15 protein-coding genes are annotated in these 14,683 nt (G+C 59.4%); 9 read left to right on the top strand and 6 right to left on the bottom strand.

Annotated features, from left to right (window positions below):
* Positions 1 to 28: 28 nt before the first annotated feature.
* Positions 29 to 4,309: a strawberry notch family protein gene (locus FE851_RS21390; protein WP_145206713.1), complete on the bottom strand. Its 4,281-nt coding sequence runs from the start codon at positions 4,307 to 4,309 to the stop codon at positions 29 to 31.
* A gap of 129 nt (positions 4,310 to 4,438) precedes the next feature.
* Here FE851_RS21390 and FE851_RS21385 point away from each other — a divergent pair, with 129 nt between their 5' ends.
* The gene (locus tag FE851_RS21385; RefSeq protein WP_145206712.1) at positions 4,439 to 5,104 is read left to right on the top strand and encodes a UPF0149 family protein; all 666 of its coding nucleotides are present in this window, start codon (positions 4,439 to 4,441) and stop codon (positions 5,102 to 5,104) included.
* 79 nt (positions 5,105 to 5,183) lie between these two features.
* On the opposite strand, the gene FE851_RS21380 is transcribed toward FE851_RS21385, so the two are convergent.
* The 3 genes from FE851_RS21380 to FE851_RS21370 all read right to left on the bottom strand — a co-directional run bounded on the left by FE851_RS21380 (position 5,184) and on the right by FE851_RS21370 (position 7,982).
* Positions 5,184 to 5,582 (bottom strand): type II toxin-antitoxin system VapC family toxin, encoded by a 399-nt coding sequence (locus FE851_RS21380; protein ID WP_145206711.1) that lies wholly within the window; start codon positions 5,580 to 5,582, stop codon positions 5,184 to 5,186.
* Entirely contained in the window at positions 5,579 to 5,830 is a 252-nt protein-coding gene (locus FE851_RS21375; protein ID WP_145206710.1) for a type II toxin-antitoxin system Phd/YefM family antitoxin, read from the bottom strand. Before FE851_RS21375 ends, FE851_RS21380 begins: the two co-directional genes overlap by 4 nt.
* 112 nt (positions 5,831 to 5,942) lie before the next feature.
* Positions 5,943 to 7,982 carry a ParB/RepB/Spo0J family partition protein gene (locus FE851_RS21370; RefSeq protein ID WP_145206709.1) on the bottom strand — a complete coding sequence of 680 codons (2,040 nt, stop codon included), beginning with the start codon at positions 7,980 to 7,982 and terminating at the stop codon, positions 5,943 to 5,945.
* A gap of 149 nt (positions 7,983 to 8,131) precedes the next feature.
* On the opposite strand from FE851_RS21370, the gene FE851_RS21365 reads away from it, so the two are divergent.
* The gene (locus FE851_RS21365) at positions 8,132 to 8,407 is read left to right on the top strand and encodes an HU family DNA-binding protein (RefSeq protein ID WP_145206708.1); all 276 of its coding nucleotides are present in this window, start codon (positions 8,132 to 8,134) and stop codon (positions 8,405 to 8,407) included.
* A gap of 57 nt (positions 8,408 to 8,464) precedes the next feature.
* Here the strand turns inward: FE851_RS21365 and FE851_RS21360 are convergent, their stop codons facing one another.
* Both FE851_RS21360 and FE851_RS21355 read right to left on the bottom strand, forming a co-directional pair.
* Positions 8,465 to 9,340 carry a toprim domain-containing protein gene (locus tag FE851_RS21360; protein ID WP_145206707.1) on the bottom strand — a complete coding sequence of 292 codons (876 nt, stop codon included), beginning with the start codon at positions 9,338 to 9,340 and terminating at the stop codon, positions 8,465 to 8,467.
* 29 nt (positions 9,341 to 9,369) lie between these two features.
* Complete coding sequence (locus tag FE851_RS21355) at positions 9,370 to 9,729, bottom strand: sigma factor-like helix-turn-helix DNA-binding protein (protein WP_186378958.1); 360 nt, start codon at positions 9,727 to 9,729, stop codon at positions 9,370 to 9,372.
* A gap of 487 nt (positions 9,730 to 10,216) precedes the next feature.
* Between FE851_RS21355 and FE851_RS21350 the strand changes: the two genes are divergently transcribed.
* The 7 genes from FE851_RS21350 (at position 10,217) to FE851_RS21320 (ending at position 14,427) form a co-directional block, all read left to right on the top strand.
* Positions 10,217 to 10,768: a helix-turn-helix domain-containing protein gene (locus FE851_RS21350; protein WP_157410142.1), complete on the top strand. Its 552-nt coding sequence runs from the start codon at positions 10,217 to 10,219 to the stop codon at positions 10,766 to 10,768.
* A 59-nt stretch (positions 10,769 to 10,827) separates the two neighbouring features.
* Positions 10,828 to 11,172: a hypothetical protein gene (locus FE851_RS21345; RefSeq protein ID WP_019052721.1), complete on the top strand. Its 345-nt coding sequence runs from the start codon at positions 10,828 to 10,830 to the stop codon at positions 11,170 to 11,172.
* A 35-nt stretch (positions 11,173 to 11,207) separates the two neighbouring features.
* Positions 11,208 to 11,666 carry a hypothetical protein gene (locus tag FE851_RS21340; protein ID WP_222422988.1) on the top strand — a complete coding sequence of 153 codons (459 nt, stop codon included), beginning with the start codon at positions 11,208 to 11,210 and terminating at the stop codon, positions 11,664 to 11,666.
* A complete protein-coding gene (locus FE851_RS21335) occupies positions 11,654 to 12,238 on the top strand; it encodes a RadC family protein (RefSeq protein ID WP_186378957.1) in 585 nt (194 codons plus the stop codon). Before FE851_RS21340 ends, FE851_RS21335 begins: the two co-directional genes overlap by 13 nt.
* An 82-nt stretch (positions 12,239 to 12,320) precedes the next feature.
* The gene (locus FE851_RS26570; protein ID WP_217996404.1) at positions 12,321 to 13,061 is read left to right on the top strand and encodes an AbrB/MazE/SpoVT family DNA-binding domain-containing protein; all 741 of its coding nucleotides are present in this window, start codon (positions 12,321 to 12,323) and stop codon (positions 13,059 to 13,061) included.
* 16 nt (positions 13,062 to 13,077) lie between these two features.
* The gene (locus tag FE851_RS21325; RefSeq protein ID WP_145206704.1) at positions 13,078 to 13,455 is read left to right on the top strand and encodes a type II toxin-antitoxin system VapC family toxin; all 378 of its coding nucleotides are present in this window, start codon (positions 13,078 to 13,080) and stop codon (positions 13,453 to 13,455) included.
* A 42-nt stretch (positions 13,456 to 13,497) separates the two neighbouring features.
* Complete coding sequence (locus tag FE851_RS21320) at positions 13,498 to 14,427, top strand: nucleotidyltransferase domain-containing protein (RefSeq protein ID WP_145206703.1); 930 nt, start codon at positions 13,498 to 13,500, stop codon at positions 14,425 to 14,427.
* Positions 14,428 to 14,683 lie beyond the last annotated feature (256 nt).

The following is a 14,683-nucleotide window of genomic DNA, read 5'->3' as shown; positions in this document are numbered from 1 at the left end:
CGCGCGATGGGGCGCACCGCGGCGAAGACTAGCTCCGCTCTGCCATAATCCTGGCAAGGATGTCGCACGCACGGTCAGGAGGCAGGAAAATCCTGGTCTTGAAAGCGACGATCTCACTGAATGCTCCGCAAGCCTTCAACCAGGTCCGATCCTCGGGTCGATAGTCTCGTATTTCGAGGCGCGCACTGTCGTTGACATGAACCCGGGCAAGTCTGGCCGGACCAAGACCTGGGATCGATACTCCGCCCACCGAACGCGCACCATCGATGATTTCGTCGGGACCAAGAGCTGTCGCGCCATCGAGGCCGAACTCCCTTTGGATCCGTTCGACGGCTGCTGGATGGATGATGCGCCCCAGGATTGAACCGCCAGCGCCATCGTCGATCCGCCAGACGCGCACGTCATCTTCCGGCAATTTGTGCCATACGGGCAGCAGCAGCCCGGTGGCCAACGTGATCGTTTCGACCAAGAGATTTTTCGTCGCTTCACCCACTTCCCCCTCCCAAAAGACCTGGAAAGCATCGGGTTCGATCTCGCTCCAATGGCTGGCTTTTAGGGCCGCTCTATCCATGCGGAGCTGACCGCTGGGACGAATGAGATAGCAGCGTTCGATCCATTTGCCATCGTCGTCCTGTCCCGGCCATGTCGGCATGCACAGTGCGACCCGGCCGGACCGGGCATTGCGGAGCCAGGCAATATTGTCCGTGTTCTTGCAAATAAGCTGCAACGCAGCCCAGTTGGTAACCGGTGGCCGCCGGTGCAGTTCCAGACGCAAAAGCCGTGTCTCGGCGCCGATTACAGGATCGGTGCGCAGCAGACGGTCGGAAAGCAGAACCACTTTCTCGGCGCGGATGGTTTCAATACCCAGGTCAAGCGTGCCGGCAGCGCGCGCCGCTTCGACGCGGTCCTCGACCAACCCTAGAAACTCCTCGAATATGCTGTTCTGCGTTGCGATCCGCAGTGCCAATATGCGGTTGAGCCAGCGATGAATGGGCGGCAGACGTTCCAGAAGTTCCCCGCCTTCGTCGCAAAGCTCAAGGCCCGTCATCTCCTGGAAATCAGCGAGCGAGACGCTGCGGAGTTTGCCCTCATAGAGGAGATGGAACCATTGAACGAGCGCATCGTGGGCATAGTCGGATTCCAGATTGTCGGAAGGATCGAACAGGTTTTGCGATCCGGTCTGGCGTTGCCCTCTGGTCAACGCGCCCAACGCTTCCAGACCGCGGATGATGGTGCTGAGGAAGCGCCGCGCCCCCCGGCAATCGGTGGTGAGCGGGCGATAGACGGGCGGCGTCAGCTGGTTCGTCCGATGGCTACGACCAAAGCCCTGTACCGCCGAGAGGATGCGGAACCCAAGTTCCAGCAGAAAATGCGCGCGGCGCCTGTGCGCGCTGGCACAGTTCCGATCGGAATGCATGGATCGTCCGGTACTCCCGGCCAGGGAAAAGGCGGCGATGGGTTTGCGGCCATCCTGAAAGGCCTGAACCTCGAACAGATTGGCGCGCGCGCTGCGCCTCTCGACCTTTTGTCGCCCGGTGGTGTCGGTCACGATACGCCGCGAGCGCCCCGTAATCTCGGCGACGCGGTCGGTCCCGAAATGCGCGATAAGTGCATCGAGCGCGGTCGGGATCGCGGGCAGCGCACATAGTTCCTCGATCAGTTCGTCACGTGCGACTATCGCCTGCCGACAAAGCACCGGATTGCCGTGCGCATCGGCCATTGGTTCGGCGCACATCGCGCCATCGTCGGCACGAAAGACCCGCATCTGGCGCACGGGAAAGCCATTCTTCAAATAGTCAATCAACGTCTCCTTTGGCGAAACCTGAATATCCATCATCGCCAGTTCCTGGACGGAGAGTTCGGAGAGACGCCGATCCATGATAGCCTCGCCCGTGCTGGCGAGTTGTACCAGCACTACATTGTCCGACGCCAGCTCCTGCTCGATCGCGTTGATGAGCGAGGGCATTTTCATGCTGACCAGGAGACTGGAAAAGAAGCGCAATTTCGCGGATTCAAAGGCGCTGAGGGCTGATCCCCGCGCCCGGGCGTTCTGGGTCTTGCCCGACATTCTATCGACTATGCCGATCTCGGCCAGCACATCGCGCAATCCGCGATGAATAATGCTCCAGCTATCGGCATAAGCATCGTAGATCGAAATCTGATCTGGCGTCAGCGCATGTTCCAACGGCTCATATTCGACGCCCGCAAAGCTCAACGCCCGGGCGGTGTAGAGACCCATCGCTTTGAGATCGCGGCAAACGACCTCAAGGGCTGCGATCCCCCCCTCTTCCATCGCCTTCATGAACATGTCGCGCGTGGCAAAGGCAGTGCCCGGTCCCCAGAGCCCCAGGCGAACAGCATAGGAGAGATTGTCCGGCCTGGCCGCGCCGGTCGCGGACATGTAGAGAATGCGAGCGCGCGGAAGCGCATTTTGCAATCGAACGCCGGCAAGCCCCTGTTCCGAGCCTTGCGCTTTGCCAAAATCCGTCTCAGTCCCGCCTGCGTGCGCCATCGCATGAGACTCGTCGAAGACGATCACGCCGACGAAATCCTCGCCAGTCCAGTCCAGTAGTTGTTGCAGGCGGGAGGCTGTATCGTGGCGCGCGGAGCGCAAGGCGGCGTAAGTGAGGAAGATAATGCCGCTTTCCATCGTGATCGACGTACCCAGGGGAAAGTTTGAAATCGGCTGAATATCGATGGCAAGCCCGCCCAGCGCCGTCCAGTCGCGGCGGGCGTCCTCGATGAGGTCGGCCATGGAAATCCAGATCGCGCGGCGATTGGCCCGGTTCCATTGATCAAGGATGATGCCCGCCGCCTCGCGACCCTTGCCCACACCAGTACCGTCAGCGATGAAAAAGCCGGTCCGATAGGCTTTGCCATCCCTGTCCTCGATCAGGCGATCGCCGGCGAGGTTAGATGAAAAGCGGCCGACAAGATCGCGCGTATGCGCTTCCCCGGCATAAATGACGGTTTCAAGCTGCGCCTCAGACAGTGCCTTGGCCGCGCGGTCCTGGAGCAGAGGTTGATAGCGCGGCACCGGCAGGGACACCGAGGCCATGGCAATGGATTCGACAAGAACATCGGGATGCCTGGAGGCACCATCGATGGAGATCCGTGCGGGCCGCCAGGCAGAATAGATGCCCACGGTCTCGCCGGGAGTAAGCGGCTCCTCCCGAACCACATATGTGATTGGCCGCGCGTCCTTTGCCACCGCTGCAACGCGCGACGGCGGCGCAAGCCTTTGCCCGCTCATATGCGCAAAGAGGCTTCCTCGCGCAACATTAGTGGCTGGTCGGGAAGGCAAAAGACCAACGGCTGGCGGAGGAAGGAGAGGTGGAGGCTGCAGGGGATCCAGCCGATCAGGGATGGCGAGGACAAGGTCCAGTGCTGCCTCGATGTTGCAGGCGACGTGCCGCTCCGGCGCGCCGATCCATCCCTTGTCGAAGATCAGCAGACGCACATCGATCCCCGTTCCATGTTTGGCGTAGGGGCTACCCGATATGGCGATTTCGATGCGGGGCGGCACAAGCTCCGCGACTACATTGTAGCCAAGCGCGGCCGAACCTTCTGGCGAGAAGCTTGTCGGCATGATGGCGACGCATCGCCCGCCTTGTGCGAGAGATGCAAGCGCGCCGCGCAGGTGGCGCGCGCCGGCATGGCGATCGATCCCGCGGCCAACGCTCCGACTGAAGGGAGGATTGATCAGCACCAGCGTGGGAATCTGCTCGGTGGTCAGCATATCTTGAATATGTTCGGCATCATGGCCCGTCACGATCTCGCCCAAGCTTCGCGACAGCAGGTCGGCGCGGGCGGGATCATGCTTATTGAGCAGCAGCCGCGCGCCTGCGCGTGCGCCATGGACTGCCAGCATGCCGGTGCTGGCCGAGGGTTCGAGCAGGATATCGTCAGAGCGACAGCGTGCCGCCATGGCTGCGAGCCAGGCGATGCTGAGGGGCGTGCTGAACTGCTGGAGCTCGACCTGCTTTTCCGAGCGGTAGGTCTGTGTGGGCAATCCGCGCTCAAATTGCCGCAGTCGTTTGAAGATGTCGGCAGGTGTTCCTGCCAGAAGCGCGCATTGCGGATCGGCGAGGTGCAAGACCTGCGCGGTTTCCAGCGCATCATATGCATCGCGCATCGACCATGCACCGCCGGCATCATCTTCGCCGAACGCCTGGGTCATCATGCGCTTGAGGGACTGGCGATTGACGATGCCGCCATTGCGCAGGCGGTGGGCAAGGGACTGGGCAACCTCGAACAGGCGTTCGGGCGCGTCGTGGGTTTGCGACAAAGCGAGTTGGGGCAAGGTCATGGGCACCTCATGCGAAAATGGGACAATCCGGCTCTCCCTTTCCCGCTCTCCTTCATTCCGGCCCCTGACTGTGCATGAAGGATAGATCAGACCCGGTGACGGGGGATTGGCTCGAGGCTATGGAAGAGCATGGCTATTCCATTCGACTATCTCGGCGAACTTGATCGGCTCCTGCTTGATCAGGGCGAGGATTGCATGCTGCTGTCGCAGCTGGACGGCTTCCTCACCGGAATCCTCGTCAGCCCCGATCTGCTTGCACCCAGCCAATGGCTGAAGATGATCTGGGTCGGCGAAGATGGCACGGGCATGCTGAATTTCGGCAACGTGGGCGGACTTCAGCATTTCACAGACCTCGTCATGCACCATTATCATGTCATCCTGGCCTGCCTAGGTCAGCCGGGCAGCTTCGAACCGGTGCTGGAGATCGACACACGGTCGGACGAGACATTGTGGGAGTTGTGGATCGAGGGCTTTGGACAGGCGATGGATCTTGCCCCTTCGGGCTGGCAGCGTGTCCTCAATGACGAGGAACCCGGTTGCCGCGCCGCGATCGAGGGTATCCGCGAACTTCGCGCGTTTGCCGATGGGACGAAGAAGCTGACTCTCACTGCGGAAGACCAATGGGATCGGGAAGCACCTGACCTGATCCCGACTTGGGTTGAGATGCTGCACCAGTGGCGGATTGAAAATGACCCCTACCGACCGGTCACCATCAAGCGCGAAAAGACGGGGCGTAACGATCCATGCCGCTGCGGGTCAGGCGCCAAGTATAAGAAATGCTGCGGTCTGAATTAAATGATCGCAAACAGAGAAGGGGACAGCTTGGCCGTCAGTTCGACGGTTCTCTGCCCTTGCAAACGGCGAGCAGCCTGCCTCAATTCGCTGAAGGCAACGGGCGATCGACATCTGTCCGGCTAAAGTCGTCTCCGATGAACAGCAGCGGGCAGTTCCGCTCCTTCGCGATCTCATAGGCGAAGCAGTCCCCAAAATTAAGACCAGCAGGATGAACGCCCTTGCCCCATTGGGCATAAGCGTCTGCGACGCGTTTGGCAGAAGCGGCATTCACTAGCACGATCTCGATGCCGAGCCCCTCAATGAGGCGACGCGCCTCTGGGCCCACGTTACGGCGTCCGGCGACAATCAAGGTCTCGGCCAGTGTCCCTGATGACATCACTATCGCGTCATCTTCGCGTTCAAGAGCGGCGATACAGGTTTCTGCTTCCGGTTCATTCAACAATATTGCCATGATCGCCGACGTATCGACCGCGATCATCCGGGCATGCCCTCATCGCCATAAAGGAAATCCTGACTATGCGCCGCATCCGGGCCGGCCGTAGCCTTGGCGGCCATGCGCACCTCTTCCAGCAATGCGCGGCGGCTGGCCCGATCGGAAGGCATTTTGACGGGTACAAGACGGACTGCAGCATGGCCATGACGGGTCAGGATGATTTCGTCCCCTGCTTCCGCGCGTCGAACGAGGTCGGTGAGTTGGCCTTTCGCGTCAGATACGGAAATATGCATAGATGGTCATCCCTGACTATGGCGATCGTTTTTTATTTTAGACCATTGAATAGTCCAATTCAAGGCGCAAGCCCGGGGGGCGGGAATGAATTCCCGACCCCCGGGGTCGCATTCAGGCGGCTTGCGCGAAGCTTTCGTCACCTTCGCTGTCGCCTTCCTCGTTCACTCGGTCCGCAAGGTCGTTCCCGCCATGGTCCGACGAGGGCGGCGCGGCCCAGTTTTCCGGCGCGGCGAACCGCATTTCATCCGGTAGCCAAGCGAGCGCCCGTTCCTGGATTTCGGGCTCGATGATGACATCGCCACAGAACAACCGCTCGGCCGACGCGGCCAGATCGTGCTTCTTCGACCCGGAATAACGCATGCGGAGTTCCAGTCCGCCAATCTCCTCGAACAAGGCGAGGATGCCTGGCTTGGTCAGCTTGTCGAAATAGGTGAGCGCCGTCGGCCGCCACCAGGCCGCGACATCGATCCCGAGCTTGCGCCCCAGATGATCGAGAAAGCCTGCCTCGCGTCGTCCGGCAGGAACGGCATGAAGCGTGCGCGCGATCGCCCATCCGAGCCAGGCCGCACGTGCATCGTCGGGCAGCGCACAGAAGGCATGATAACGATCTGGAACGGCCTGGTGGTGGAGCCAGCTCCGATCGAGTGCCTCGTCGAGCTTCGTCCATTCACCCGCCGCCGCCGTTTCCGGCTTGAAGTCGGGCAAGAGACGGGAAGGCACCGAGGCCCGCAGATCGCTCGGCATGTCGAAGGACGCCAGGCAGGATTCACGATCGACCATGATGAAGGTGCCCAGATCTAACGCGAACGCGGGATCACTGGCGACGTGGACCGCCAGAAGCTCCGTCTTCATCATCGCCAGCATTTCGCGAAGGCGCTGGCTCATCACCGGGCGAGCGTCATTGGCGGTATCGTTCTCCTGCGTTTCAACGCTGGCATTATCGTCACCCTCCTCCCCGTCATCATCGGCCTCGCCGCTCTCCTCGTCAGACACTGGCGCGATATAGAGTTGATGATGGATTTGCGGCGTGCCGTCTTGGCCGAGCACCACATAGCCCAGAGCCGTCGCTTTCTGCTCAGGATCGATCACAACCTCGCCCTCAATGATCGCCGTGAGTTCCGCCTGGAGGGCAGCATAGCGCTGTTCCTCATCCTCTTCCGGCTCATAGGCCTCGTTTTCGGCGAGCAGTTCGATTTCGGCAATCTCCTCCTCAATCTCCCGTTTACGCGCTTCCTGCGCCTGCGTGAGCGGTTCGGCGACGCCGGTCAGCGGTTGCAGCGCATAAGTTTCCATATAGGGGATTCGCGCGCCGGTGACGATGCGCACTTCCCCCAGGCCTTCGCGCTCACGCAGTGCCTCGGCCTGCGCGGCAAGTTTCGTCTCCGCCAGATCATCGAGAATATGGGTGTCGATCCAGCGCTCGTCGGCTGCAGTGGAGAACAGGTCCGCGTCCTCTACACGGCCGCCTGCCGCGGTATAGGAATCCCGCCCGACCAGCAGGGCCTTGGGATCGGTTGCGCGATAGCTGTAGCCATTGAGGGCCCGCCGGATTTCATTCACATTGTCGCGGGAGTAGCTGCCTCGCAACGACGCCCAGATCGCGGTCTGACGGGCGGTGTCGGCGGTCGTTGCATAGGCCTTGGCTACATCGAGCGTGATTTCGTCAGCCTCGAGCGCATCGAAGATCGGCTGAGCGAGGTTCGCGAGACGCAGGCGCCCGACAACAAAACGTTCCTCGATGCCGAAGCGCTTGGCGATCTCCGCCGTGCTGCGGCCCTCGACCTCGATCAGATCGCGAAATGCGAGGCAATCTTCGGCAGGCGACATCTGCAGCCGGTCGTAATTTTCAGCAAGGCTGATTTCGCGGCCGTCCTTCGCTTTGGCAAGGACAAGGACGGGCACTTCATAGTCGGCAGGCAACCTTCCCTTCTCGATCAGGCGATGGATCGCATCAAGGCGGCGGCCACCGGCAGTGATGCGATAATGACCTTTTTTACGGGAGACCGGCACGCCGACGAGATTCTGGATAAGTCCATGTCCGGCGATGCTGGCTTCGAGTTCAGCGTCGGCGCGCGGATCGGTCCGCTTGCGCACATTGACGGGCGACTTGGTGAGATGGGTTGCCGGGACGAGGATGGATGGCTTGGTCATGCAACAAACTCCGCAAAAGCTGCGGCCCGCACATCGAACCGCGCATTCGCTTCCTTCCCCCTCTCCTTTCGTTTGCACCGGTTTGGGGCGTGACGGCACGGCGCCGTGCCGCTAGACACGGCAGCTGCATAATTTCAGGAGGACGTTTTATGAACAATTCCGAGCTGGCTGAAGCGCTCAGCGCCGATCATGGACTGACCAAGGCTGAAGCACGCAAACTCGTCGACGCCCTGTTTGGGGTCATTGCCGACGCGGCGGCCAAAGGCGACGAAATTTCGCTGAACGGCTTCGGCAAGTTCAAGGTGAAGGACACAGCGGCGCGCGAGGGCCGCAATCCGGCAACCGGCGAAACTATCGCCATCAAGGCGTCCAAGAAGCTGACGTTCACGCCCGCCAAGGCGATCAAGGATCGCCTGAACGGCTGATCGAAATCGCTGCCCTGTTGCCGACAGGTGCAGGGCAGCGGAGCCGCATCATGGTAATCAGGCAGCGCGTGACTGCCCTTCCAGCACATCCGCCCAATCATTATTGGGCGGCGGCGGCCATGCGCTGATGATCTCAAGGCCAGGACGCTCATAGGCGAGGCGCGCATTTTTGTTGGCTTTCCATCCAGCCTCATCCCGGTCGAACAGCAGAACGAGGCGTTCGAGACTGTCGGGTAGCACGATATGTCCGGCCCGTTCTGTCCCGAGGATCGCCCATACCGGGATCTTGTGCAGTTGCATTGCCGCCAGCGCGGTCTCGATGCCTTCGGCCAGGCCGAGCACAGGGCCGGGAGGCATGAGTTGTACCGCGCCGCGCCCCGGACGTCCGAGCATCATGCGGGGATCGGCAAGATCCTTTGCTTTGGTGGCGGTTGCGGGATCAAGGAAGGTGCGGTGAATGGCGACGAGCCGTCGTCTCTCCCGCACGGCTGCTATCATGGCGGGCCGGAACAGCGCGCGGCTGCCTCGTCCCAGCGGCGTGCGTAGATTATAGCGCAGATCATGCCAGGGCGGCGTGAGCAGGCGCCCAGACAGGTAGCTTTGCGCAGGCGTGCCCACGAGGGATGCGGATGCGTTCCATATGCGTAGGGCTGGCCCTGCACCCGCGCGAGGCGAGGGCACGTTGCGCGACAAATCGGAAATGTGCCGGTCCGCAAAAGGCAGGCGTAAATGCCGGATTGCTCGCAGAACGTCTCTCGTGTCGCAACCGGCAAAGCATTTGAACAGCAGCGCGCTTCTGCCAACACGGATCGACAGGCTGGGATTATGGTCATCATGGGCCGGACACAGGCATAGACCGCGATCTTTCTGCCATGTTCCGCCTAGCTTTCGGCAAAGGGCTTCGCCCTGAAATTCCAGTTCAAGAGATTTCATCGTTGTCAGCCGCCCTGGCGAATTATCCTTCATGTTTCGTCGAGGGCCTGCGAAAGTATCAAAAGCGCCGACGCCAGTTCGCGCTGGACCTCAGCAACTTCGAGACTCAGCCTGCGGGCTATCGCCGGGTAGGCAGAACCCTCGACGCAATGGGCAAGGAAAACGGCGCGCGTTTGCTGCGGCAAATCCGCAATCGCGTTGCGCAACTTCATCATTCGCATGGCATCGCAGGACGCCAAGGCTTGCTGCTCCACCCATATCCATCCACTGACCCACACGCCTTCAGGCGTCTCCTCGATATAGGCCTCTTCTGCGTCGATGCGCAGGACCGGCGCGCCTTCCAGTCTGGTCATGGCGACTGCGACTGCTGGATGCGCCCCCGCGTCCAATAGCGCTGCAATGGCATCGAGACGCCGCAACAGATGCGCGCGACGCCGACGGCGTGATGGCGGCCAGCCTCCGGTCACAAGATATGTTTTGATGTCTTGCAGAAGAGCACGGACTTCTAAGTATTGCATGGCAACTGGATCCCTCTGGGTTCTTCCGCTCGCCTTGCCCCCTCCCTCCTTCGCGAGGCTCGATCGCTGCAGAGCAGCGCCCGGCCGACCGTCTTGTGTCCGGCGACCATGGGAGAGGTTGGTGAAGCGCCAAGCCTATCTCTAGCTATGATCCTCTGGCGTCGCTGTCGTAGCGTGACCGGTTTGGATTGCTTGCAAAACAATCTGTTAAACCGGATGCAGAACGATTATGTTTTCGAAAGGTTTTTGTTTGAAACAGAATGGCTGCAACCGGATACTGACGGCAAAATAAACTCGAATGATATGGTTGGAGAGGACGCCGCTTCCGGTTGCCATGAACTGGCGAAGGGACACGCCCTTGAACGAGGAAGACTATTCGGACCGGCTTGAACGGCTCAGCACGCGCAAGGGCGACTGCCTGCGAGAAGCCGCCAAAGGCCTATCGTCCAAAGAGATCGGGCGGGTCCTGAATCTGTCCCCTCATACAGTGAACAATCATATTCTCGAAACCCGGCAGATACTTGGGAACGTGTCGCGATGGAAAGCAGCCCAGCTTTTCGTGGATTGGGAGGCTGGCAAGGGGGGGCAGATTATACCCCCCTATCCAATGACTATTCCCGGCGGCGCCAATTGCGAGTCAAATGCGTCCATCGAAACCAAGGCGGACGCACGGCCGACACACGAGGAACTCAAGGATCTGTTCGCAGAAGGACAACGCCCATATGGCGTTCGCAAACAGCCCTCCTCCTTGCTCGACATTGTGCCACTCCGCGTAGCCGGGAGGCAACGCAATGACCTGAATGGACCCTCCACCCTGATCGCCTTCGCGATCCTCACTCCCATGATGCTCTTTGCCGTAGGGGCTGGAATATCCCTCCTGTTGGTACTCAACGACCTCGTGGCAAAATAGAGCGGCAAATCCTCAAATCCATCACCATAGCCTGCCCTGATGGGCGGGAAGGAGAAACCATGCGTGCTCAACGCCAATCCGTCGCCAAACATGTTGCCGAGCGTTTGTTCGCTGCCGAAGAGGCCATCGACATCGCAGCTGCGCGTATCGCCGAACTCAACGCGGCATTGCCTCTCGCGCGGCTGGATGCCCGCCTCTCGGCCATGATCGGTCAGGACGCCATTCAAAGCTCCGCCTCGGCCATGCTGCTTGTTGCAGAAACGCGCGAAAAGATCGTCACCACCCACGCCAATCTCAAACATGCCAGTGACGCAATGGGATTACCGGAGACCAGCTATGGCGACCTTCTCAAGGTGGCAAGGGCAGGGTCGCCCGCCCAGGGACAGCATCTCCGAGCGGTGTGATGCTTTCGTCGAGAGAAATTGACGGATCGGGACTTTTGTCGTTCCTTTACGTCATGACGCGACAAGCTCTGTTTCTGGCTCTTCTGCTTCTGAGCAGCGCCTATGCCTTCATAAAGGGCGGCCAACCCGAACGTATCGGTGCGGCCACGCTTTTATGCGGCGCAAGCCTGACTGTGTTTGTCGCGTCGCCTTTCGGGATCCGGTTTCAGGGAGTCGAAGTCGGCATCCTGATCATCGATTTGCTGATATTGGGCATTTTCCTATGGCTTTCAATTCGGAGCACCCGTTTCTGGCCGATCTGGATCGCCGGGATGCTGGGTGCCGAAGTCGTCATTCATGTAGCGCTGATGGTTGCACCAGCTGTGGTTCCCCGTGCCTACATGCAGGCGCTGGCGGTATGGAGTTGGTTCGCCCAACTGGGCCTGATCATCGCCACCTGGCGGCACCAGATGCGATTGACGCATCTGGGTGTCGACGCGCCTTGGAAGAACTGATCGGCCTTACCTGCCCTGATCGCGCGCAGGAACTTTCAGAACGCCTCTTTACCCGATTTGGCTCTCTTGGCGAGGCTGTCTCAGCACGCTCGGCGGCAAGGATCGAATTGCTGAATGGTTCGATCCAGGTCGAGCAAACCTTCCTGAGCTTCCGGCGTGCGATGACACAGATGCTGAGGGCTCCCCTGATGCAGCGGCCCATATTATCCAACGATCAGTCTTTGCTCGATTATTTGAGGGCGCAAATGGCCTATGACCCGATCGAGCGGTTTCGGGTTCTGTTCCTTAATGCGGGCAACGAGTTGATAGCGGACGAGGTGATGGGCGTTGGAACCGTATCGGCCGTTCAGGCCTGGCCCCGCGAAATCCTGAAACGCTGCCTGGACTTGGAGGCAACAGCGATTCTCCTCGTCCACAATCATCCCTCCGGTTGCTCCAGGCCATCCCTGGCAGATCGGGATTTAACCGAAAGGATCGCCAAGGCAGCATCCAGCCTCAGCGTCATCGTCCATGATCATCTGGTCGTAGCGCGAAAAGGCACGACGAGCTTTCGAATGGCGGGCTATTTATGACGGGCACCGGCCTTCTTTCAGACATGCCCGGCAGAGGATGGACGCAAGAGTGGTCTTCCCTTCGCTCCATCGGAAGTCATGGATGATGCCCGCGTCGAACATATCGGCGCAGATTCGCGATCGAGGCGGCTGGCCTCTATCCTGCCGGGCAATCGCGTGCCGAACCATCCTGAAAATGCAAGCTGCAATCCTTAAGAAGATGGGGCGCAAATTATCGTCCAGTCCCTATCTGGGTTCTTTGCTCCAAGTCTATCTTGCCGAGATCGAGGGTGAAAGAATTTATCAGGCGTGTCTTTCCACGGACCATGCATCATCAACAGCGCATCGTCGCTCGACGCGTCTGGAGGAGTTCGGTGCGCTGGTGCGTGGGGATGACCCAGTCGATGGCAGGTGCACTGATCTGAAACTGGCTGACCTGACGAAACAGGCGCTAGATGAAGCGATCGATATCCTGATCGGACATTGCATCAACCTCGGCGACGAGATCTCCGCATTTACGCCTGAAAATAGCGTGATACCGAAGAGCCCAATAAGATATAGCCGCCACATCGGCACCAGCGAGGAAAGATGTGCCATGACTGTCCTGCGAGGCAAGGTCATTGCAGGGGGGCGTATAGCCCTTCCCGCCGATGTTCGCCGCACTCTGGGTTTGCAGAGTGGTGATACGGTTCTCTTCGAACTCACTGGCCAGGAAGTTCGTATACGACCAGCGCGTACGGCCTTGCGACAGGCGCAGGAACGATTACGCGCCTTCGCGCCGAATGAGGGCCTCGTCTCCGAGGCGTTGATTGCCGAGCGGCGAGCCGAGGCTGCACGTGACTGACAAAAGGCCCAATGCCGTGTATGCTCTTGATGCATCGGCGCTTTTATGTCTCCTATTTGGCGAACCCGGCTCGGATCAGGTGGAGAAGCGATTGAGCGGTGCTCTGGTGTCGGCGGTAAACTACCATGAGGTGTTGGCAATGCTTGCGGATCAAGGTGTCGATTTTGCAGAGGCGCAGACGATGCTGGCAGCGCTGGACATCGACGTCGTACCGGTCGATCGAAACCAGGCTGACGTCGGCGGGAAATTGCACAGCGATACGCGCAGTATCGGCTTGTCTCTTGGTGCTCGTTCCTGTCTGGCGCTGGCACTATGTAGGGAAGCGATTGCAGTGACGGCTGACCGGGCATGGGAGACACTCGACTTTGGTGTCGTGGTAGAACGGGTCCGGTGACCCGCATGGCGGGCGTTGATAACAGGATTAGAGATTGAACTGATGCGGACCGACCTCAATCATCTTCCGATGTCCAAGCAGCGCGAACTCGATCGCGTTGTGGAGATCCTCTTCCAGGGATTTCGCGAGGCGACACAAGAGGCAACGGGACGACGCAAGTCCGCGCGGATTCTCAAGGTCATCCTTTTCGGATCCTATGCCAGGGGCGATTGGGTCGATGCACCATTCGATGCCAACCAGTTCACCTCCGACTATGACATCCTGGTGATCGTCAATCAGAAGGAATTGACTGACGGCGTGCTTTACTGGGAAGGGACCGAGCAACGCCTTTTCGACGCACATCAAGTCGAGAAAATCATCCGCACGCCGGTCAACTTCATCGTCCATACGTTGCAGCAGGTGAATGACGGCCTTTCTCATGGGCGACTTCTCTTTACCGAGATCGCCAGGGATGGTGTGATCCTTTACCAGTCTGATGATCGACCGCTGGCAGAAGCCAAGCCCAAAACGCCTGAACAGGCTTATCTTATGGCAGCGGAATACTTTAAAGAACTATTTCCTGGAGCAATGTGGCGATTCGAGTTAGCAAAATTTAGTCATACTAATAATCGGCACAGTGACGCCGCGTTTGATTTTCACCAGGCTACGGAAAAGCTTTACCGATGCGTTCTGACAACCCTCACATTCTATGCTCCACGCAGTACGAATATCGTATTTCTCAGGGGCATGGCTGAAGGCTTGGACCGGCGGCTCTTTGATGCCTGGCCTCGCGCAACGCACGCGGAACGTGCCATGTATCAAAAATTGAAGGACGCCTATCGCAAGGGCCAACATTCGAAGCATTTTGAGATTTCGTCCGAAGAGCTCGTCTGGCTTCAAGGCAGAATTCAGATACTCGGAGAGCTTGTGCATGAGGTATGCTCTGGGCGCATCGCAAAGTTGAAAATCAATGCGGAAGCCGCGGTGAAATAAGCAATTGAAGGGAAATGGCCGAAGGAGAGATAGTATGGTACTGCGCGGCACAAGGAGATCGTGAGACTTGTAGCTGCGGGGCGAGCTGATCCCTGATCTTCTCCTACTATCTCTCCCGGCGGAAGCTAAGCCCAGCGATCGCACGCCCAAACGCCGATCGCTGTCTCACAATTTTCGCAATGGCAGGCTTCAATATCTTCTCGCGGTAGCGGGCGTCGATCCGGTCATCATCCACAAACGCTACCATGACGTCGAG

The organism is Sphingobium sp. B2 (assembly GCF_007693735.1).
GTDB lineage: Bacteria > Pseudomonadota > Alphaproteobacteria > Sphingomonadales > Sphingomonadaceae > Sphingobium > Sphingobium xenophagum.
This window is presented reverse-complemented; position numbering and strand designations above follow the sequence as displayed.